The sequence below is a fragment of the Asticcacaulis excentricus genome (assembly GCF_003966695.1).
GTDB lineage: Bacteria > Pseudomonadota > Alphaproteobacteria > Caulobacterales > Caulobacteraceae > Asticcacaulis > Asticcacaulis excentricus_A.
Map to the genome: position 1 here is coordinate 2269833 of NZ_AP018827.1, position 21225 is coordinate 2291057.

General features: G+C 62.1%; 14 protein-coding genes and 1 tRNA gene. 7 read left to right on the plus strand and 8 right to left on the minus strand.

The annotated features are described in order from the left end of the window. The first annotated feature begins 164 nt into the window (after positions 1–164). Together EM6_RS10465 and gltB are read left to right on the plus strand one after the other, a co-directional pair. Positions 165–1610, plus strand: coding sequence for an NAD(P)-dependent oxidoreductase (locus tag EM6_RS10465; protein WP_126422572.1), 1446 nt, complete (start codon positions 165–167; stop codon positions 1608–1610). Next, the gene (gltB, locus tag EM6_RS10470) at positions 1607–6127 is read left to right on the plus strand and encodes a glutamate synthase large subunit (protein WP_126422574.1); all 4521 of its coding nucleotides are present in this window, start codon (positions 1607–1609) and stop codon (positions 6125–6127) included. The genes EM6_RS10465 and gltB overlap by 4 nt, the downstream gene beginning before the upstream one ends. A 121-nt stretch (positions 6128–6248) precedes the next feature. Here gltB and EM6_RS10475 read toward each other — a convergent pair whose 3' ends face one another. The 6 genes from EM6_RS10475 to EM6_RS10500 all read right to left on the minus strand — a co-directional run bounded on the left by EM6_RS10475 (position 6249) and on the right by EM6_RS10500 (position 13399). Beyond that, positions 6249–7679, minus strand: coding sequence for a tetratricopeptide repeat protein (locus EM6_RS10475; protein WP_172961193.1), 1431 nt, complete (start codon positions 7677–7679; stop codon positions 6249–6251). A gap of 308 nt (positions 7680–7987) precedes the next feature. Then, a complete protein-coding gene (pgi, locus tag EM6_RS10480; protein WP_126422578.1) occupies positions 7988–9601 on the minus strand; it encodes a glucose-6-phosphate isomerase in 1614 nt (537 codons plus the stop codon). Beyond that, positions 9598–10584 carry a glycosyltransferase family 2 protein gene (locus tag EM6_RS10485; RefSeq protein WP_126422580.1) on the minus strand — a complete coding sequence of 329 codons (987 nt, stop codon included), beginning with the start codon at positions 10582–10584 and terminating at the stop codon, positions 9598–9600. The genes pgi and EM6_RS10485 overlap by 4 nt, the downstream gene beginning before the upstream one ends. Continuing rightward, positions 10574–11740 carry a tRNA epoxyqueuosine(34) reductase QueG gene (queG, locus tag EM6_RS10490; protein ID WP_126422582.1) on the minus strand — a complete coding sequence of 389 codons (1167 nt, stop codon included), beginning with the start codon at positions 11738–11740 and terminating at the stop codon, positions 10574–10576. The genes EM6_RS10485 and queG overlap by 11 nt, the downstream gene beginning before the upstream one ends. Beyond that, positions 11740–12432 carry a glutathione S-transferase family protein gene (locus EM6_RS10495; RefSeq protein ID WP_145987686.1) on the minus strand — a complete coding sequence of 231 codons (693 nt, stop codon included), beginning with the start codon at positions 12430–12432 and terminating at the stop codon, positions 11740–11742. The genes queG and EM6_RS10495 overlap by 1 nt, the downstream gene beginning before the upstream one ends. A 1-nt stretch (position 12433) precedes the next feature. Continuing rightward, positions 12434–13399 carry a cation diffusion facilitator family transporter gene (locus EM6_RS10500; RefSeq protein WP_126422586.1) on the minus strand — a complete coding sequence of 322 codons (966 nt, stop codon included), beginning with the start codon at positions 13397–13399 and terminating at the stop codon, positions 12434–12436. A gap of 266 nt (positions 13400–13665) precedes the next feature. Here EM6_RS10500 and EM6_RS10505 point away from each other — a divergent pair, with 266 nt between their 5' ends. The 3 genes from EM6_RS10505 to EM6_RS10515 all read left to right on the plus strand — a co-directional run bounded on the left by EM6_RS10505 (position 13666) and on the right by EM6_RS10515 (position 16206). Further along, on the plus strand, positions 13666–14856 hold the full coding sequence (locus tag EM6_RS10505; protein WP_126422588.1) for a citrate/2-methylcitrate synthase: 1191 nt from the start codon (positions 13666–13668) through the stop codon (positions 14854–14856). Between the two features lie 50 nt (positions 14857–14906). Then, a complete protein-coding gene (locus EM6_RS10510; RefSeq protein WP_126422590.1) occupies positions 14907–15704 on the plus strand; it encodes an undecaprenyl-diphosphate phosphatase in 798 nt (265 codons plus the stop codon). Positions 15705–15816: 112 nt separating this feature from the next. Then, positions 15817–16206: a hypothetical protein gene (locus EM6_RS10515; protein ID WP_126422592.1), complete on the plus strand. Its 390-nt coding sequence runs from the start codon at positions 15817–15819 to the stop codon at positions 16204–16206. A 53-nt stretch (positions 16207–16259) separates the two neighbouring features. Here EM6_RS10515 and EM6_RS10520 read toward each other — a convergent pair whose 3' ends face one another. Then, entirely contained in the window at positions 16260–17225 is a 966-nt protein-coding gene (locus tag EM6_RS10520) for a complex I NDUFA9 subunit family protein (protein WP_126422594.1), read from the minus strand. Between the two features lie 231 nt (positions 17226–17456). Between EM6_RS10520 and EM6_RS10525 the strand changes: the two genes are divergently transcribed. After that, positions 17457–17543, plus strand: a tRNA-Leu gene (locus EM6_RS10525). A gap of 616 nt (positions 17544–18159) precedes the next feature. Continuing rightward, a complete protein-coding gene (locus EM6_RS10530) occupies positions 18160–18771 on the plus strand; it encodes a hypothetical protein (RefSeq protein ID WP_126422596.1) in 612 nt (203 codons plus the stop codon). 730 nt (positions 18772–19501) lie between these two features. On the opposite strand, the gene gltX is transcribed toward EM6_RS10530, so the two are convergent. Continuing rightward, entirely contained in the window at positions 19502–21175 is a 1674-nt protein-coding gene (gene gltX, locus EM6_RS10535) for a glutamate--tRNA ligase (RefSeq protein WP_126422598.1), read from the minus strand. Between the last annotated feature and the right edge of the window lie 50 nt (positions 21176–21225).

Consider the following 21225-nt stretch of genomic DNA (forward strand, 5'->3'; position numbering starts at 1 on the left):
CCTCGGTTTTTGGTCGCGATTTTGGCGGGAAACGTCGGAAAACATCATTTTCCGCTTTAACTCAGCGGGCTTTTGCGCTTTAGGGCGTTTTAGCGCGCTGTAACAAGCTAAACTCCATCTTCCGGAAACGGAAGGTTTTTGCACCGAGTTGTGAGGTTGGGCCTATGACCTACGAGACGAACCGCTTCGTCGTTGAATACAAGAAGACGCCATCGAAGGCCGAAGCGAAGACCCGCATCACAAATTTCAATGAAATCTACGCCGATTTCAAACCGGAGCAGGCCAATGCGCAGGCCTCGCGCTGCGCCCAGTGCGGTGTGCCCTTCTGTCAGTCGGGTTGCCCGCTGCAGAACAACATCCCCGACTGGCTGCGCATGACCGCCGAAGGGCGCTTTGAGGAGGCCTTCCGCCTGTCCTCGGCGACCTCGACCCTGCCGGAAATCTGCGGCCGCATCTGCCCGCAGGACCGTCTGTGCGAAGGCTCGTGCGTGCTGGAGCAATCGGGCTGGGAAAACGTCACCATCGGCGCGGTCGAGCGCTATGTGAACGATATGGCCTTTGAAGAGGGCTGGATCGAGCCCATCGTTCCTGCCGTCGAACGCGCAGAGAGCGTCGGCATTATCGGCGCGGGCCCGGCGGGGATCGCGGCGGCTGACCGTCTGCGCACGCTGGGCTATAAGGTCACCATTTATGACCGTTACGACCGCCCCGGTGGCCTTCTGACCTATGGCATTCCGTCGTTCAAGCTGGAAAAGGACGTCGTTCTGCGCCGGACCCAGCGTCTGGCCGATTCTGGCGTCGAATTTGTCCTCAACTGCGACATCGGCAATGACGTGTCGTTTGAGGAGCTGCGTCAGAAGCACGACGCCATTCTGATCGCCACCGGCGTCTATAAGGTGCGCCGTCTGAGCGTGCCGGGCTGCGGCTCAAAGGGTGTCGTGGCGGCGCTCGACTACCTGACCGCCTCCAACCGCAAGGGCTTTGGCGATGCGGTTGAGGCCTATGACAACGGCACGCTGAACGCCGAAGGCAAGACCGTGGTGGTCATCGGCGGCGGCGACACGGCCATGGACTGCGTGCGTACCGCCACCCGTCAGGGCGCCAAGGCCGTGACCTGCGTCTATCGCCGTGACCGCGCCAACATGCCGGGCTCGGATCGCGAAGTGGCTAATGCCGAGGAAGAAGGCGTCAAGTTCGAATGGCTGTCGGCCCCCAAGGCCGTGCTGGGCGATGCCGAGCACGTGTCGGGCCTGCGCATTCAGCGTATGCGCCTGACGACGCCGGACGCGCAGGGCCGTCAGGGCATCGAGGACATCCCCGGTGCCGAAAACGACCTGCCCGCCGACCTCATTATCGAGGCGTTGGGCTTTGAGCCGGAAAACATCCCGGTCCTGTTCAACCAGCCGGGCCTCGAAGTCACCAAGTGGGGCACGATCAAGGTGCAGGCCGGTGAGTTCCAGACCTTTGTGCCGGGCGTCTTTGCCGCCGGCGACATCGTGCGCGGGGCGTCGCTGGTCGTGTGGGCCGTCCGCGAAGGACAGGACGCCGCCGCCGACATCCACCACTATATTCAGTCAAACGTTTCCGCTTCTCTGGAGGCCGCTCAATGATCTCTTCCGGCTCCTCGTCTTACGAACTCTATCACCGCAACCGTAACGCCCTGATCGAGGCCGACGCCTATGATCCGCGCACGGAATTCGATGCCTGCGGCGTCGGTGTGGTCTGCTCCATTGATGGCCAGCCGCGCCGCGACGTGGTCGAACTGGCGGTCAAGGCGCTGAAGGCCCTGTTCCACCGCGGCGCGGTCGATGCCGACGGCAAGTCGGGCGACGGCGCGGGCATTATGATCAATGTGCCGCAGGACTTTTTCCGCGAGCAGGTGCGCAATATCGGCCATGAGCCCCGCCCCGGCCCCGTGCTGGTCGGTCAGGTCTTCCTGCCGCGCAACGATCTGGGGGCCCAGGAAGCGGCGCGGACCATCGTCGAATCTGAAATCCTGCGTTCGGGCTTCTACCTCTATGGCTGGCGTCAGGCCCCGGTCGATGTGTCGCAACTGGGCACGCGCGCCAACTCCACGCGCCCGGAAATCGAGCAGATTATGCTGGCCGCGCCCGACGGTCTTGAGGAAGAGGCGCTGGAACGCGCCATGTTCCTGTGTCGCCGCCGCATCGAAAAGCGCGTCGAAGAGGCCAATCTCGACTGCTATCTGTGTTCCTTCTCGTCGAAGACCCTGATCTATAAGGGCATGTTCCGCGCCGAGCTGGTCGATGACTTCTATCTCGACCTGAAGGACCCGCGTTTCGTCTCGTCCGTGGCGGTCTTCCACCAGCGCTTCTCGACCAACACCTTCCCCGAGTGGCGTCTGGCGCAGCCCTTCCGCATGTTGGCGCACAACGGGGAAATCAACACCCTGCGCGGCAATGTCAACTGGATGAAGTCGCACGAAATCCGCATGGCGGCAGCGACCTTTGGCGACAATGACCGCGACGTGAAGCCGGTCATTCAGCCGCGCGGCTCGGACTCGGCGGCGCTCGACAATGTGTTTGAGCTTCTGGTGCGCGCCGGGCGTTCGGCCCCAATGGCCAAGGCCCTGCTGATCCCCGAAGCCTGGTCGAAGCAGGCCGTGACCATGCCGGAATCGCACCGCGCGCTTTATGCCTACTGCAACGCCGTGATGGAGCCGTGGGACGGCCCGGCGGCGGTTTGTGCCACCGATGGCCGTTGGGTCATCGCCGGTAAGGACCGCAACGGTCTGCGTCCGCTGCGCGTTACCCAGACGCAGGATGGCCTGCTGATCGTCGGCTCGGAAGCGGGCATGACGGGCGTGGCCGAAGACCGCGTGGCGCACCGCATGACCATCGCGCCGGGCCGCATGATCGCCGTGGACCTCGAAGCCGGTAAGCTGTTCAGCGAGGATGAAATCCTCGACGCGCTGGCCTCAAAGCACGACTACACCAAGTGGCTGGAAAACATGGTCGATGTCGATTCGATCATCGAGCCGGGGCCGGAGCCGCGCGCCTATTTCGGTGAGGAGCTGGACCGCCGTCAGATCGCCGCCGGCCACACGCTCGAAGACCTCGATACCGTGCTGGACGCCATGGTGAAGGACGGTAAGGAAGCCATCGGCTCGATGGGCGACGATACGCCTCTGGCCGTGCTGTCGGAAAAGTGGCGGCCCCTGTCGCATTATTTCCGTCAGAACTTCGCGCAGGTCACCAACCCGCCGATCGACCCGCTGCGCGAAGAAGCCGGCATGTCGCTCAAGACGCGCTTCAAGAACCTCGGCAACATTCTGGCCGAAGACGCGACGCAGGCCAATGTGCTGGTCATGGACTCGCCGTTCATGACGACGGGCATGTATGAGCGCCTTTTGGCCACCAGCAATGTCGGTCAGGTGGCGGAGCTGGATTGTTCCTTCCCGCTGCCCGCCGAAGGGGCGGCGCCGGGGGCGGGGCTGCGCGCCGTGCTCGATTCCTTGCGCGATGAGGCCGTGGCCGCAGTGAAGAACGGCGCCGCCATGATCGTCCTGACCGATCAGAAGTCGGGTCCGGAGCGCATGGGCGTGCCGATGATCCTCGCCGCTGCGGGCGTCCATGCCCGTCTGGTGCAGGAAGGTCTGCGCTCCTTCGTCTCGATCATCGTGCGCTCGGCCGAAGCGATGGACAGCCATGCCTTCGCCGTTCTGGTGGGTGTGGGGGCGACCGCTATCAACCCCTATCTGGCGCTGGAGCTAATGCAGGAGCGTCTGGACAAGGGCCGTTACGGCACCCAGACCTCGTATAAGTGCTTCATGAACTACAAGAAGTCCATCGAGGCGGGTCTGATGAAGATCCTCGCCAAGAAGGGCATCTCGATCATCTCCTCCTATCGCGGCGGCTATGAGTTCGAAGCGCTGGGCCTGTCGCGGGCGCTGGTCGGTGAGTTCTTCCCCGGCGTGACCTCGCGCATTTCCGGTATCGGTCTGGCCGGTATCGAAACCAAGCTGAAGGCGCTGCACGCCGAAGCCTGGGCGTCGAAGCGCGCCCTGATTCCCATTGGCGGCTTCTACAAGATGCGTGCGGCGGGTGAGACCCACTATTATCAGCCGAAGCTGATCCACCTGCTTCAGGACGCGACGACGCGCGGCGATTATAAGGTCTTCAAGACCTATTCGGGTCTGGTGTCCAAGATGTCGAAAGACGCGCCCACCGCGCCGCGCGACCTGCTCGACTGGGCCCCGAAGGCGAAGCCCATCGACATCGAAGAGGTGGAATCGGTCAACGAAATCCGCAAGCGCTTCGTGACGCCCGGCATGTCTTTGGGCGCGCTCAGCCCCGAAGCGCACGAGACGCTGAACATCGCCATGAACCGCATCGGCGCGCGTTCGGTCTCCGGCGAAGGCGGCGAAGACCCCGAACGCTATGTCCGCCGCCCGAACGGCGACAACCCCAACTCGGCCATCAAGCAGATCGCCTCTGGCCGCTTTGGCGTCACGGCGGAATATCTCAACCAGTGCCGCGAAGTCGAAATCAAGGTCGCGCAAGGGGCCAAGCCCGGTGAGGGCGGTCAGCTTCCGGGCTTCAAGGTCACGGAATTCATCGCCCGTATGCGCCATTCGACGCCGGGCGTGGGCCTGATCTCGCCGCCGCCGCACCACGACATCTATTCGATCGAAGACCTGGCGCAGCTCATCTACGACATCAAGCAGATCAATCCGAACTGCCGCGTCACGGTGAAGCTGGTGTCGCAGTCGGGCATCGGTACGGTGGCTGCGGGCGTCGCTAAAGCCAAAGCCGACGCCATCCTCGTCTCCGGTCAGGTCGGTGGCACGGGTGCGTCGCCGCTCACCTCGATCAAGTTCGCCGGCCTGCCGTTCGAGCTGGGCCTCAGCGAAGCGCATCAGGTCCTGACCATGAACAATCTGCGCGGTCAGGTGCGTCTGCGCTCCGACGGCGGGATGCGCACGGGTCGTGACATCGTGGTCGCCGCCATGCTGGGGGCCGAAGAGTTTGGCATCGGCACGGCGTCTCTGGTGGCCATCGGCTGCCTGATGGTGCGTCAGTGTCAGTCGAACACATGCCCGGTCGGCGTCTGCGTGCAGGACGAGCGTCTGCGCGCCAAGTTCACCGGCACGCCGGAAAAGGTCATCAACCTGTTCAGCTTCATCGCCGAAGAGGTGCGCGAAATCCTGGCTTCGCTGGGCCTGCGTTCGCTGGACGAGGCCGTCGGCCGTACCGACCTTCTGCGTCAGGTATCGCGTGGCGGGGCACACCTCGATGATCTCGACCTCAACCCGCTGCTGGTGCGCGTCGAAAAAGACCCGACCGCGCCGGTCACCCTGCCGCATGAGATCAATGCGGTGGCCGACACGCTGGACGCTCAGATCGTCAAGGACGCCGTGCCTCTGGTCGAACGCGGTGAGAAGATGTCGCTGACCTATGACGTGCGCAACACCATGCGCGCGGTGGGCACGCGCACCTCGCACCTGCTGGTCAAAAACTTCGGCGACACACTGGCCGACGGACACCTGACGCTGCAACTGCGCGGCTCGGCGGGTCAGTCGCTGGGGGCCTTTGCCGTCAAGGGGCTGTTCATCGACCTCGTCGGTGAGTCCAATGACTATGTGGGCAAGGGCCTGTCGGGCGCGACCATCGTCGTGCGTCCGAAACAGTGGCAGCCGAACCAGATGCTGGCCGGCAACACCAACCTCTATGGGGCGACCTCGGGCAAGCTGTTCGTGGCAGGCCGCGTCGGCGAACGCTTTGCCGTGCGCAACTCCGGCGCGGTGACCGTGGTCGAAGGGGCCGGGGCCCACGCCTGTGAGTATATGACGGGCGGCAAGGTGGTCATCCTCGGTTCGACCGGTGCCAATTTTGGCGCGGGCATGACCGGCGGTGTCGCCTATGTCTGGGACACCGAAGGGGCGTTCGCCAAGTACATCAACCCGGAAGGCATCACCCTGCGCGATGTGCCCGAAAGCGATCAGGCCGATCTCAAGGCCCTGATTGCCGAGCACTTTGAAAAGACGCAATCCCCGCGCGCCGAGACCATCCTCGACGACTGGGACAATGCGCTGAAGGCCTTCGTTCAGGTCATGCCGAACGAGATACTGGCCATTCAGGCGAAGCGCGCTGCGAATGTAGCCTAAGGGGAAAAAGACGCAGGGGCACGGCCCCTGCACCCGTTAGTTGGAGCATAAAAAAGCCGCCTCTGCAAAGGGGCGGCTTTTTGACTCGTGCTTAAGGTTGCGTGGACATGCCCCTGCAATCTTAACTGCCTGCCTGTAATTTCGGCTTCAGAACTGCCGCAGCCTCACTTTTCTCATCGGTCGTCATCTGCGGTTCCTGTTGTTTCAGCGCCGCCTCTGCATGCGGATGCCCGGCCATTTGGGCTACCGTGAACCACACCCAGGCACCCTTTCGATCGACCGGACCGCCCTGACCCGTCATCAACATGACCGCCAGGTTGTACATGGCTTCAGGGTTGCCATTCCTCGCCGAGACCTCAAACCATTTGCGGGCGATGGGTTCATCTTTGGGGAGGATCGAATCGCCCTTGGCGAAATAGGTGCCGATATCGTTCTGCGCGGCTGGATGACCGCGTACAGCAGCTTCCTTGTAATAGAACAATGCCTGTTTCGGATCGGCCTTGACCCCCTGTCCTGTGTCGTAGGCAACGGCCAGCGCATAGAGTCCGTCCGGGTGGTTGGCCTTGGCGGCGTGGTAATACCAGTCGAGCGCCTGCTTCGGATTAGCAGGTACGCCGTCATCGCCGGAGGCCAGTATCTGCGCCATGGCGACCTGGGCCGGGGCAAAGCCGGTTTCGGCCGCGGTCTTGTAGTTGCGTTGAGCACGCACGACGTCCTTCCGGACGCCGTGGCCGTAGTAATAGAAGTCGCCGACAGTCTTATAGGCTGGGACATAGGCGCGCGAAGCGGCCTTTTGATACCATTTGAGCGCCGTGGCGGGGTTTTTCTCTACGTCGTGTCCAATAAGGTATATCTTGGCCAGAACTATACTGGCTTCGGTGGCCGAATCCATACGCTCCGGTGCCTTGGGGTCAAAACGCAGGGGTCTTGGCGGATTAGGTTGTTCGGCAGCCTTATTCAGCCATTTCAGCGCTTCCCGGGTATTCGGGGTGGTGCCCAGCCCGAGCAGATACATCCGGCCGATCATCAGTGCCGCTATGCTATCGCCCAATTTGTTGTAGGACTTCTGAAAGAGGGCTAGGGCTTCGGGGTATTTTTTTTGATCAAAGAGGGCGAAGGCGTCGGTCAGGGTGCGGTCGCGCGCGCGGATCACGGCGCGGCCTGCGGCGAAATTGTAGTCCGATTGCGAGCAATGGCTGCGGTCTGAGTAACTAAATCCGCCATGCGAGCCAGAAAGATTACTTGAGCCGTACCCCCTGTCGCGCGAGGCATCTCCATAGGGCGAATAGGCGCTGAAACTGCCCCTTGATATGAAGTTGCGCGCATAGTCGCTGTCCATCGCCGACGTGCTGAAGAAGTTGCAGCTTGAGGCCGAGCCTGGATCGATGCGGATATTGTCGAGCGGCAAATTGGCGGCACGGCGTAGGAAAATGGTAACGTCAGTGACGTCGTTTGCATCAGTCTCAGGCCTTTGAGCTTGTGCAAAGACGGACGGCGATAACGCGGCAACGCACAAGGCGATGGCTATGCAGGATTTGAGGGATTTGAGCATGTCCTGGCCTGTAATGAAGTTATAATTGCTAAATCTAGAGCGCAAGCCGATAAAGTGGGTACCACTTTTCGGAAAAATTGCGCGACCAAACAAAAACTTAGAGCCATTCGACGGTTCAACTGAGCCGACGGATGCTCTAACATATCTACTTATGCGGTATAATACGCGTTGACCTCTTTCGGTCAATCTCGTTTGGTGCCGAAATCGACACATCGCTCTAACCCCTATTGATGAAGTAAAAAAACCCTCCCCGTGTTTCACGGGAAGGGCGCATAGGGTGTCGGGTGCAGGGGCTGTGCCCCTGCGTCTTACTTCACTTTTGAAATCGCCGCCGTGGTGGACGGGTCGTGCGCCTTGATGGCGCTGCCCGTGATGTCTTCCAGCACGGCATTGGCCAAGGTCTTGCCCAGTTCCACGCCCCACTGATCGAAGCTGTTGAGGCCCATGACGATGCCTTCGGCGAAGGTCTTGTGCTCATAAAGCGCCAGCAGCGCCCCCAGCGTTTCCGGCGTCAGGGCGTCGAGCAGGACCAGCGTCGAGGGCTTGTTGCCGGGACAGACCTTTTGCGGGGCGATGATGGCGGTTTTTTCGGAGTCGAAACCGGCGGCGCGGCATTCGGCCTCGGCGGTCTCAAGGCTCTTGCCGACCATAAAGGCTTCACCCTGCGCGATGACGTTCGACAGCAGTTTCTGCTGCATGTCGAGCGGCGCTTCGGGGTTCGACTTCACGGCGATCAGTTCCAGCGGCACGATGTCTTCCGACTGGTGCAGCATCTGGAAGAAGGCGTGCTGGGCATTGGTGCCTTCGTCGCCGAAGACGACCGGGCAGGTCTTGGTCGGCAGCAGTTTGCCATAGCCGTCTGTGCGTTTGCCGTTCGATTCCATCTCAAGCTGTTGCAGGAAGGCGGCCAGACGGCGCAGACGATGCGCATACGGAATAACGGCGCGGGCGGGGCGGTCGAGGCCGATGCGGTTGAACACCTGAGCGGCGGCCAGCAGCAGCGGCGCGTTCTTTTCAAACGGCGCGGTCAGGAAGTGCTGATCCATCTCATAGGCACCGGCCAGCAAACGTTCGTACACGTCATAACCGGCGGCGATGATGACGCTGAGCGACACCGCCGACCACAGCGAATAACGGCCGCCGACCCAGTCCTTGAAGCCGAACACGCGGTCTTCGGGGATGCCGTAGGCCGAGGTCTTGGCCGGGGCCGCAGACACGGCGGCGAGGTGCTTCGAGGCCGCCGCTTCGCCCAAACCGGCGATCAGCCAGTCGCGCGCGGCGAGGAAGTTGGCCAGCGTTTCCTGCGTGGTGAAGGTCTTCGACACGGCGAGGACCAGCGTTTCCGCAGGATCAAGATCGGCGGTGTTGAGCGCCAGTTCCGAGCCATCGACATTGGCGACAAAGCGGATGTCGATTTGCGGCTTCAGAGGCGTCAGGGCCTGCCAGACGAGGCGCGGGCCGAGGTCCGAACCGCCGATGCCGATATGCAGGATGGTCTTGAACGGCTTACCCGTCGCGCCGACGATCTGACCGCTGCGGATACCATCGGCGTAAGCCTTCATGGCGTCGCGCGCTGTCTTGACGTCGGCGGTGATCTCCGCGCCGCGCAGGCGGGCGTTTTCGCCGTCGGAATCGCGCAGCGCGACGTGCAGCACGGCGCGGTTTTCCGAGACGTTGATCGCCTGACCCGTCCACATGCGCTCACGCGCGGCCGGCAGGTCGGCGGCTTCGAACAGCTTCAGCGCCGCCTGAAAGCCCGCGTCAGACCACGACTGCTTCGACACATCGACATAGAGCCCGGCCACCGACAGGGACTGCGCCCCCAGACGGTCGGCTTCGTATTCAAAATGCGCCACGATGGGGGTTTTGGCGTCGATGGCGGCCTGGGTTTTGAGGGCGGTAAAGGCTTCGGAAAGGCTCATTTCGGGCTCCGTAGGTCCAGGCCGCGCCGCAGGATCAGGCGCAGGTCCCAGCTAAATTGAGATAATAAATCGGTTGAACGCAAAAGACGGGTACTTTGTAATTGGTGGCGGTCCCGCATCACCGCGCCCAAGCCGCCAATGGCTTCCCTCAGGGCGCGACCGACGACCGGGCCGCGTCCCTTCAATACATCCTTCAGCGCCCCTGACAAGCTAAACAAGAGGTGCGGCACCAGCATCAGCCACAGGACGGGCGCGGGCGTGTTCTTGACGAACAGCCACAGCCGGTTGCGATAGCCGTGGAACAGGGCGAAGTCCGAGCGCGCGCCCAGCGTGGCCGAGCCGATATGATCGACGCGCGCCTGCGGGATCAGCAGCGTGCGCTCTCGCCGCAGCCGCGCGCGATAGCCCAGATCGGCGTCTTCGCAATACATGAAAAAGCGCTCGTAAAAGCCGCCCAGCGCCTCAAACAGTGAGCGTTTGATGAGGAAGGCGGCACCGCAGGGCGAGAACACCTCACTGACCGGAATGTGCGCGGGGCGCGCGGCGCGATAGCCCATGCGGAAGGGAAAGCCAAAGAAGCTCATGCCGTCGCCGGCCCCGTCCAGTACGCCCTGATCCTGCGGGTCCAGTTGCAGGGAGGTGAAAATGTGCGTGTGCGGATAATCCTGAATAGCCTGCGCCATTTCACTGAGCCAGTGGGCGTGTACAAACACATCCGGATTGATAAAGCCCAGCCATTCGCCCTTGGCAAAGCGCACGGCGGCATTGTTACCGGCGGCGAAACCCAGATTGCCGCCATTCTGGATCAGGCGCACCTGCGGAAATTTCGCCACCACGGCCTCCGGCGCGCCATCGGTTGAGGCATTGTCGGCCAGCAGGATTTCAATATCATCCGTAGTCTGAGCAAGTAGCGCCTCTATACAGCGCTCAAGATAGGCACCGCTCTGATAGGACAGGACGATGAGCGAAAACCTAGGCGACATGGCGGCTCCATTCGCTCCACACGTCGGGATCGTCCTCCTGCGGCAGGTGCTGCGCGCGCAGGGCCCGGAAGTCTTCGGCGCTCAGGCCGCGCGACAAAGCCCAGACGGCGGAACCGCGCACCACCGGGCTGTCGTGGTTGAGGTTGCGCGTTAAAACCGCGACCTTGTCCGGGTCCACCAGATCATCAAAGCTGTTGCCCAGCGCATAGTGCACATTGCGCAGGAAGGTGGCCAGACCGATGCGCTTGATCGGCGACTTGCTGAACAGGGTGCGGAACGCCGCGTCATCCAGTTGCGCCAGTTCGACCAAAGACAGGGCGTTGAACCCTTCGCGCGCTTTCAGCTTGGCTTCGGAGGCCTCCACCGCGAACTTGTTCCACGGACAGGCGGCCAGACAGTCATCGCAGCCATAGACACGGTTGCCCATGGCGGCGCGGAAGCGGTCGGGCCAGTGGCCGCGAAATTCGATGGTCAGATAGGACAGACATTCGCGGGCATCCAACTGATAAGGCCCAACAAAGGCGTCGGTGGGGCAGGCGTCGAGGCAGGCCCGGCACGAACCGCAATGGTCGCGTTCGGTCAGGCTCTGCGGCAGCTCCATATCGGTCAGAATACTGCCCAGAAACAGCCAGGAGCCAAATTCGCGCGAGACGAGGTTGGTGTGCTTGCCCTGCCAGCCAAGCCCGGCCAGTTGCGCCAGCGGCTTTTCCATCAAAGGCGCGGTATCGACAAACACCTTCAGCTCGCAGCCATAGGCGGCCACGATGTCGCTGGCCAGTTGCTTGAGCTTTTTCTTGATGACGTCGTGATAGTCGTCGCCGCGCGCATAGACGCTGATATTGGCCAGATCGCGCTCGGAAAGCCCCAGAAGCGGGTCGCTGTCGGGGCCGTAGTTGAAGCCCAGCACGATGGCGCTTTTGGCGCCGTTCCACATGTTTTGCGGGTGCAGACGCCGCTCCAGCGTCTCTTCCATCCACGTCATTTCGCCGTGAAAGCCGGCGGCGATAAAGGCCTTCAGGCGCTGCGCCGCGTCCCAGGCCTGCGGCAGGTTGGTAAAGCCGACGCTGGAAAAGCCGAGCGCCTTTGCGCGCGCCGTGATGTCTGCCTTAAACCCCGTCTCCCTGTGCGCGGCGGGGTTGTCGGGTGGCGCGTCCATCAAAAATCCAGTTCGCGGTAGTGCGCCGACGGGGCCACGCCCGGCAGGGTGTCGGCCAAAAGCGGCCGGAAGGCCGGGCGCGACTTGACCACCATGTACCAGGTTTTCAGGTGCTTATAGCGGTCCCAGTTCATCTCATCGACGTAATCAATGACGCTGAGGTGCGAGGCCAGCGCGAAATCGGCATAGGACATGTGCCGCCCGGACAGCCAGTTGCGCGCCTCAAGCAGGCTTTCGAAATAGAGCAGGTGGTCGCGCAGCGCGTCGCGCCCGGCGCGCAGGGCTGACAGATTCGGGGCCCCCATGCCCATCAGGCGCTTTTCCATCTTTTCGTGCAGCAGAAGCGCGTTGACCTCGTAATCAAACTTGCGCTCGAACCAGCCGACCAGACGCCTTGCCTCACCGCGCTCCTGCGGGTCGGTGGGCCACAGCCGCACCTCGGACGCAGTCTCATCGAGGTGTTCGAGGATGGCGCGGTTCTCACACAGGGTGACGTTGCGCCCGTGGTCGTAGCTTTCGACCAGCACGGGCAGCAGGCCCGACACGTTCAGGCGCAGAAACTCATCCGTCGGCTCCCAGTATTTGACCGGGGCCTCCTCAAAGGCCAGCTTCTTTTCGCCAAGCGCCAGCCGGACCAGCCGCGAATGCGGGTCGAAGGCGAAATGATAAAGGGTGCGCAGGGGTGTGTTCATGTCAGATCTGATGCACCCGGTCGTGCGCTTCGGCAAAGACGCCGCCATGCGGCTCCGACGCGCCGTCCGGGTCGGGATGAATCAGGATGTCGGCATTGGGAAAGGCCGACAATATACGTTTTTCAGCGCTTACGATTATTTCATGGGCTCTGACAAGGGTCAGGTCGGGCCGCAGCGCCATGTGCATCTGGATAAGCACGTGCGGGCCAGAAATGCGCGTGCGCAGACGGTGGACATTGAGCACTTCGGGGTCATCAGACGCCAGTTCGTGAATACGCGCCTGATCTTCCTCCGACAGGGCGCGATCCATCAGGCTGTCGGCGGCGTCCTTCAACACGTGCAGCGCCCCCCACAAAAGCCATAGGGCAATCGCGCCCCCGGCAATGGCGTCGATATGCGGCACGCCCAGCGCACCGGCCCCGACGCCGACCAGTGCGATACTGTTCCCGGCAATGTCGGTCAGGTAGTGGGCGCGGTCGGCGGACACGGCCACCGACTGCGACGCTTTCAGGGCGGCGTTTTGTGCAACGATCAGAAGCCCGGTCAGCAGCAGCGACACGATCATCACCGCTACGGACAAAAGACCACCGCTGACCGGCTCAGGCGCGCGCAGATGGTCCCAGGCGTCGCGCAGGATCAGGGCCGCCGATGAAAAGACCAGCGCCGCCTGAAACAGGGCCGAAAAGGCCTCGGCCTTGCCATGACCGAACGGGTGCTCTTTATCAGGCGGAGTGCGGGCAAATCGTACCGCGAAAAAGGTGATCAGCGAGGCCAGCAGATCCAGCCCGGAATCGGTCAGCGAGGCCAGCACCGCTACCGATCCCGACGCCATCAGCGCCAGCGACTTCAGCCCGATCAGGGTCAGGGCGACGAACACCGACAGGGCCGACACGCGCAGGATCATCTCCTGCGGCGTCAGGCCGCTGAAGCTGAACGGGTTGATCAGGCGCGTGAAGGGCAGGGCCATGGCGGGAGCCTTAAAATAACCAGAAACGGCATCTGTATACGCCTTGGAGCGTTTTTCGCTCAAGTGGATACCGGTTGAGCGTAAAAACGCGACAAAACAAAAATTTAGAGCACGTTTGCGATTCAGCCCGAACGAAACGTGCTCTAATCTACCACGCTACAAAAACTTTAAGCCCCTGTTAAACATGGCTGGATTTTAAACCCGGCTGTGTTTAAAGTTCCTGATAATCAATCTTGATTATCAGCCCCATTTCTGAGGGTGAACCTATGTCGCGCCAGTGGATCAGCCGCGCCGAAGCCTTGCAGCGACTGGATGTCAAGCCGCAGACCCTCTACGCCTATGTCAGCCGTCAGCGCATCGCCGCGCGGACCGACCCGGACAATCCGCGCCGCTCGCTCTATGCCCTCGATGACATTGAGCGCCTGACGCAGCGCGGCCCGCGCCCGGCCGAAGATGCCCCGGCGGTTCTGCCGGCGCTCAGCGGCAAATCCGCCCTGCGCGGTGAGGCGACGATCGATTCCGACATCTTTATCGCTATCGACAACCGCCCCTTTTACCGCACGCACGACAGCCTGGCGCTCAGCGAAACCGAGAATTTCGAAACCGTCGCTGCCCTTTTGTGGAAGGACGAAGCCGCCAACCCCTTCGGGCCGTTAAAACCGCGCCCGGACGTCAACTTCACCGGCGGACCTCGCGCCCGCGTGTGGGGGATGCTGTCGCGGCGTCTGGACGAAGACGCCCTGTCGGAACAGGCCACCGAACGCCACCTGCGCCTTGAGGCGGCGGGCATCCTGAATGAGCTGTTCGACGCGGTGACCAATGGCGGACCGCGCCTGTATTTCCATCAGCGTCTGGCCCGCGCGTGGAAGGTCAATGACCTGCGCGACGTCGATCTGATCCGCCGGGCGCTGGTGCTGTGCGCCGATAACGGGCTTGATGCCGCCACCCTGTCGGCGCGTGCCGCCGCCGTGTCGCAGGGGCCCTTGTCGTCGCCGGTGATGGCCGGTTTCGCCACGCTGAGCGGTCCGGCTATGGGCGGGCGGGTGTCGCGCGCCGAAGCCTATGTGACGCAGGTGCGGCGTCAGGGTAATCCGCGTCTGGTCGCCGAAACCTTCCTGCGGCAGGGCGTCGAGCTGCCGGGCTTTGAAGCCGAACAATCGTCCTGCGATGCCCTGCGCGCCGAAGCCCTGATGGCCGCCGCCCCGCACATCGGCGAAGACCTCAAGACCATCCGTGCCGTCGGTGAGGAGCTGACCGGGCGGCCATTAGGGTTTACTTTGGCGCTGGCCCTGATCGGGCGACACCTCGACCTGCCCAAGGACGCGCCGTTTACGCTGATGGGGCTGGGGCGCTCGGCCGGCTGGCTGGCCCACGCCATCGAACAGACCGAAACCGGCACCGCGCCCAATGTGCGGCTGCGCTATGTCGGCGAACATCCTTTGGCCGCAAAGCCCTGACATTATAGCATATTTCGTTCATTTAAGCCTTTTTTTTGCGGACCGATTTTATGGACTATTTGATTGCCTTGTTTCTCGGTTTCGTCGAAGGCCTGACCGAATATATTCCTGTCTCCTCGACCGGCCACCTGCTGCTTCTGTCGCATTTTCTGGGCTTTGAGTCCCCCAGCAACACCTTCGCCGTGCTGATCCAGTTGGGCGCCGTTTTGGCCCTGCTGAGCCTCTATTTCAACAAGCTGTGGAACGTGCTGATCACCCTGCCGACCTCGCCGGAATCGCGTGGGTTTGCGGTGTCTATCCTTGTGGCCTTCTTTCCGGCGCTGGTCATTGGCGTGCTGGCCCACGACTTCATCAAGAGCGTGCTGTTCGAAAGCCCGCGCCTGATCTGCCTCAGCCTGATCGTCGGTGGCATCATCCTGTGGCTGGTGGACAGGTACGCGCCGGTGCCGGACAAGGGCGACGCCTTCCGCATCGATTTCAAAACCTCGCTGATCATCGGCGTGTTTCAGTGTCTGGCCATGATCCCCGGCATGTCGCGCTCAGGCTCGACCCTCATCGGGGCCATGCTGTGCCGCGTCGAAAAGAAGGCGGCGGCGGAGTTTTCCTTCTTCCTCGCCATGCCGACCATGCTGGGGGCCTTTACCTATGACGTGTACAAGACCCATAACCAGATGAATTTCAACGACATGGGTCTGGTCGCCGTAGGCTTTATTGCGGCCTTTGTGACGGCGCTGATTGTGGTCAAGGCGGTGCTGAACTTCGTGGCGAAGAACGGTTACGGCATCTTCGCCATCTGGCGCATTGTGGTCGGCGGCCTCGGCCTGATCCTGCTGTCGCTGGGGTATTGATCCCAAGATTTTGCTTTACAGACTTCCGTTTTTTTGTGTCCACTCTGTATCAAACGTCGCTATCTGTACCCCGCACGGGCAGCGGCCAAAAAAACAGACGAGGACGCTCACCGTGCTGGAAATCGACATAGACCCTGACCGCAAGCTGATGACCTTTCGGGTCCTTGGCGAAATCGACAGTGCGCGTCTCACCGACCTGATCATCGAGGGCTATAAGGCCAACCGTTCCGCCTGGACCTATCGCCGAATCTTCGATTACCGCCGCGCGACGGGGCTTTATGATTATGGCGAGGTGGAGCGGCTGCTGGCGTGGTGGCACGCCGAAACGGCCGGCATGGACATCTGCAACAAGGTGGCCGTCATCACCAACGAAGTGCTGTTTGAAGTGCGCGCCCGCGTCTTTGACGAAGCCTATACGCACGGGCAGATCCTGACCTTTGACCGCACCTCCAAGGCGCTGGAATGGCTCGATTCCGTAGCGCCTGCGCAGTCGCGGCCATAAAAAAACCCTCCGGCGCAACCGAAGGGTTTTTCTCAAACTATCCTGTGACCGCCTCAGCCCGCGTATTCGGCGAACTGACCGTTCTTGCGGAAGCGCCACAGATAGGACGGCACCACCGACTCGACCGCCGTCGGCACGATGCCCAGCTCACGCAGGCCCGGCAGCTTGCCCGACGCCACATTGTCCTTTTGCAGCAGCAACACCTGATCCGACGTCAGCAGCGGCTTGATCAGCAAAGAACTGAGGTCACCGACCAGACCGATCAGGCTGGCCGCCGCAAACGGCATCCAGACGAGGGCGCGCGGCGACTGAATCTCTTCGCCGACATATTTGATCAGCTCATTGAAGGTGAAGGTTTCCGGCCCGCCCAGCTCAAAGGTCTGCCCCGCAAAGGCCGGATTGCCCAGCGTATCGGCAATGGCGCGCGCCACGTCGCCGACATAGACCGGCTGGAACTTCGTCTTGCCGCCACCGATCGAGGGCATGACCGGGAAGGTCTTGATCTGCTCCGCCAGACCGGTGAAGAAGCCGTCCTGCGGCCCGAAGATCACCGACGGGCGCACGATCACGGCCGACGGAATGGCAGCGCGCACGGCCTCTTCGGCCTTGCCCTTGGTTGAGGCGTATTTGGATGAGGATTTGGCATCCGCCCCCAGCGCCGACATCTGCACAAAGTCCGTGATACCCAGCTTCGCGGCCCCTTCGGCAATGGCTTTCGAAGCGGCGCGGTGCACGGCGTCGAATGACGCGCCCGGCGTCTGATACAGAATGCCGACCAGATTGACCACCGCCGACGCGCCGCTAAGCGCGGCCTGCACCTCGGCCTCCTTGCGCACATCGCAGCGCACGACCTGAATCTGCCCCACGGTCCCCAGCGGCTTGAGATCGTAGGCATAGGTCGGCTTGCGCACGGCGACGCGCACGCGCCAGCCCTTTTGCGCCAGCGCGCGGACGACCTGCTTGCCGACAAAGCCCGACCCGCCGAACACGGTGACCAGTCTGGAGGACAGTTGAGACATGATGGAAACCTCGGATGCGCGGATGCCTTTGGGGCGGCACCCGTTTGTAAACCCTCAATTAGCGCATGGGCTTGTGCGTCGCAATCCCTGACGGGCACAGCGCCCGCCATTTTCCGCGCAGTCATCTGTGGAAATGTAAAAAACTTTCAAAAAGGCCATTGACCTGCCCCGGCCTTCTCTGTATTTCACCGGCCTCCGGTCGCAAGATCGGAACGCAGCCTGATTATAAGTGCCCAGGTGGCGGAATTGGTAGACGCGCTGGTTTCAGGTACCAGTGGCTTAACGGTCGTGGAGGTTCGAGTCCTCTCTTGGGCACCAATCAGCTTCAAAACCCGCCGCAAGGCGGGTTTTTTGCGTTTAAATCCAATGATTTGCGAATATGCCCCTCAAAGGCAATCAACTACGGCTACACCACCCTGCTCCATCAAACGATAATTCCACGTCTTCGGAACGGTTTTGGACACCATGTCGGGAAGCTTGATGATCGTTCTAGTGTCCTGAATCTGAAATTCGCATGCGCTTGATATCGCCCTCTGGCGAATTTCAGATTCAACAGGACACTAGCAAATTATTGTATCTAGTATCGTTTTTGAATTTGAAGTTCGCCCGGCTCTCGATATCAGAATGAAGCGAACTTCAAATTCACGATACTAGGGGCAAACAGTCACCCGGTGGTTGAATGCGCCATCGACCTCTGAGACCACCTCCAGAGCCTCCCGGAGGAACAACGAAAGTATCGCTTCCAACATCCCACTCATGAAAACCCGCTTATTGGGTCCGGACCTCAGGGCTGGATTGAATCTCATCCCGCAAGACGTCATTAAAAGTGACGTCAATCTATCCCCCTCGCTGAAAGCCGGTGCATCCTGTGGGCATGGCTTTGGACACGCACAGCACAGAGGAGAGACTAAGCCCGGAGGCTCGGCGCCGCCGTTTGCGCGCCTTTGCCGACCGGATGCTGCTGCGCGCCGAGGCTCTGGACGATCCCGAAGACATGCAGGGCGTTGAGCGCGCGGTGCGCGTGGCGGCGGTCATTGAGCGCATCTATAGCCGCTGCGACCGCGCCGAGACACAGGCTCCTGATCCGCGCAAGCTGGAGGCCGAACGGGCGCAGCACTACAACGAAGCGCTCAAGGCGCGCGTCTCACTGGCCGGAACGCTGAAGTGGACGCAGGCGCGCCGCACCGAGCTGGGGCCGTGGTGGGAGGCGGCGAAACGCGAAGCCACCTCGCCGCGTCCTCAAGCCGACGCGGTGCCAGCGCCTGCGCCACGAGGGGTTACGCCTGAGGCGGCGAAGGCTTCGCCTGTGGCGAGCCCGTCGGTGGCAACCAAGGCCGCGAAGATGGTCTCCAAGGTGGTTGATCGTCCCCTGCCTGTGCCGGGGGTGACGCCGGTAGCGGCTGCGGGGCCTGGGTTTCAGCCGAACGCGCCCCGCGCTCCGGCGGCTCTGCCCGGTCTGACGCCGCAGCCGTCGAAAGCGGCGCAACTGGTGGCGCAATTGCGCCAGCAAGGGACGCAGACACAGCCCCCAACTCCGCCACCGTGAGTGGGGCCTGACGCGGGGTTTTGCAAATGTCAGCGGGCGGGCTTTGGGAAAGAAAGACCCCCACCACCGCATCTCACCGCGTAAACGCGGCTCGTGCGGTCCCCCTCCCCAACAAGTTGGGGAGGTGTAAGAAAGTGGAACCTTCCCCGCAACGCAGGGACCGAGGGCAAGAAAAGCCACCGTCCCGCGCCACCCGGACACCCGCCTGCCAACCTTGGGGGATCGCCCTTCCTTATACCTCCCCAGTTTACTGGGGAGGGGGGACCGCACGAGCCTGTCTGAGCCTAAGCGAAGACAGGTGATACCAAGGGTCATTGAAAATGACTCTTGGTATTCCATTCGAGAATTTCTCATGTCACTGACACATATGAGAAATTCTCGCTTCTTCAACGGCCGGATGCGGTCAGCATCTTCGGCCGTTGGTATGAGATGTGGTGGTGGGGGGGCTTTCTGAGTTTCAACACCGGCGCGGGTGGACGTTGCGCCTCACCCCACCCCCGCATCGCCTTCGCTGCGCTCAGTTGTGCGGTCCCCGGCACCGGCCGCCCGGCTCCCCGCACTGAAGTGCAGGGAGGTGTAAGGGAGGCGATCTGACCGCGGGCGCCACACCGCGCAAGCCGAAAGGTGTAAGGGAGGGCGGTTCCGTACATCGCTCCAAACAGGGGGGAGACAATTAAAAAGGCCCACCTTCGCAGGCGGGCCTTCCGGGGTGGCAATGTGTGTCAGACGACTACACGCGCGTCAGGCGTTTGATCACGCGGTCGCGGCCCATCGCGGCCATGACCTCATGCAGGTCGGGCGTTTGCGGCTGGCCCAGAAGCAGGACGCGGAAGATCTTGGCCACGTCGGCGACCGTGCCTTTGTAGAGTTCGGGGTTGCGCTTGTAATCGCCGGCCTTTTCGGCAAAGCCGCGGTCGCGGGCAATGGTCTTGACCTTATCGAACCACGCTTCCTTGCTGTCGGCTTCGTCATAGACGCCCATGAAGTCGCTCACGATCTCACGCACCTCTTCGGCGGTGCGATGGCCCAGAACGCTCAGCGCGTCTTCGGCCGTGGAGGTAAATTCGGAATCGAAGAAGGGGGCCATCAGGGCCCTGGCGTCCTGCCATTTGGCGATGTCCTTGCGCGCATTGGGGCCGCCGCGCTCGATCGACAGGATGGCGGTGGCGTAGGCCTTTTCGGCCTCCAGCACCGCCGCGAACGGCGCATCGTGCTGTTTGGCCCATTCGACGATCTGCGCATAGACCTCGTCGGCGCTCAGGCGGGCCACGATGTCGCGGCTGATGTTATCGAGCTTGGTGAAGTCGAACAGCGGTCCGTTGCTCTTGGCCAGACGCTCGAACGACAGCGGGAAGCTGCGGTAATCGGCGGTGGGGTTTTCCTTGCGCCAGTCTTCGAAATTGGAGTTGGCCAGGTTGAGCAGGTATTCGATCAGGGCGGCGGGGGGATAGCCGTGATCCATGAAGTAGATGACGCTGGCTTCCGGGTCCTTGCGCTTGCTCAGCTTGCGCTTGGACGACCCGTCCAGCTTGTTGATCGGCGCGATATGGGCATAGGTCGGGGGCGTCCAGCCCAGCGACTGAAACAGTTGCAGGTGCGTCGGCAGCGAGGCCAGCCACTCATCGCCGCGGATGACGTGGGTGGTGCGCATCAGGTGGTCATCGACGGCGTGGGCGAGGTGGTAGGTCGGCAGGCGGTCGGACTTCATGATGACGATGTCCTGATCGCTTTCCGGGAAGGTGCGCTCACCGAAGATCAGATCGGTGACGGCGACCTTTTCGGCCGGATTACCGGGCGAGCGGAAGCGGATCACATAGGGCTTGCCCGCCTTAAGGGCCTCAAGTGCCTCTTCCAGCGGCTTGTGACGCCAGATGGCCCAGTCGCCGTAATAGCCGGGGGCGACGCTGCGCAGTTGCTGGCGCGTGCGCAGTTCGTCCAGTTCTTCGGGCGAGCAGAAACAGGGATAGGCCTTGCCCTGCTGCATCAGGTGGCGGACATAGGCCTGATAGAGGCTCATGCGGGCGCTTTGGGTATAGGGGCCATAGGCACCGTGTTCGATGCCCTGAACGTCGCGGCCTTCGTTTACGACGACGCCGAAATGCTCAAAAGCGCTGGAGATAAAGTCCGTGGCGCCTTCGACCTCACGCTTCTTGTCGGTGTCTTCGATGCGCAGGAAGAAGACGCCGCCGCTTTGTTGCGCGAAGCGTTCCGAGAGCAGGCCGACATAGAGGGTGCCAATGTGCATCATGCCCGTCGGGCTGGGGCCGACGCGGGTGACCATGGCCCCTTGCGGCAGGTCGCGCGGAGGGTAACGGGCTTCCAGCTCGGCCGGGGTCGGCAGGGCGTCCGGGAAGATCAGGTCGATCACTTCGGACAATAGCTCGGCATGGGGGGCAGGGGTCATGGGGTTCTAAAAATCAAGAGGCGTAAAAAAGGGTTCGGGTAGTTACATCA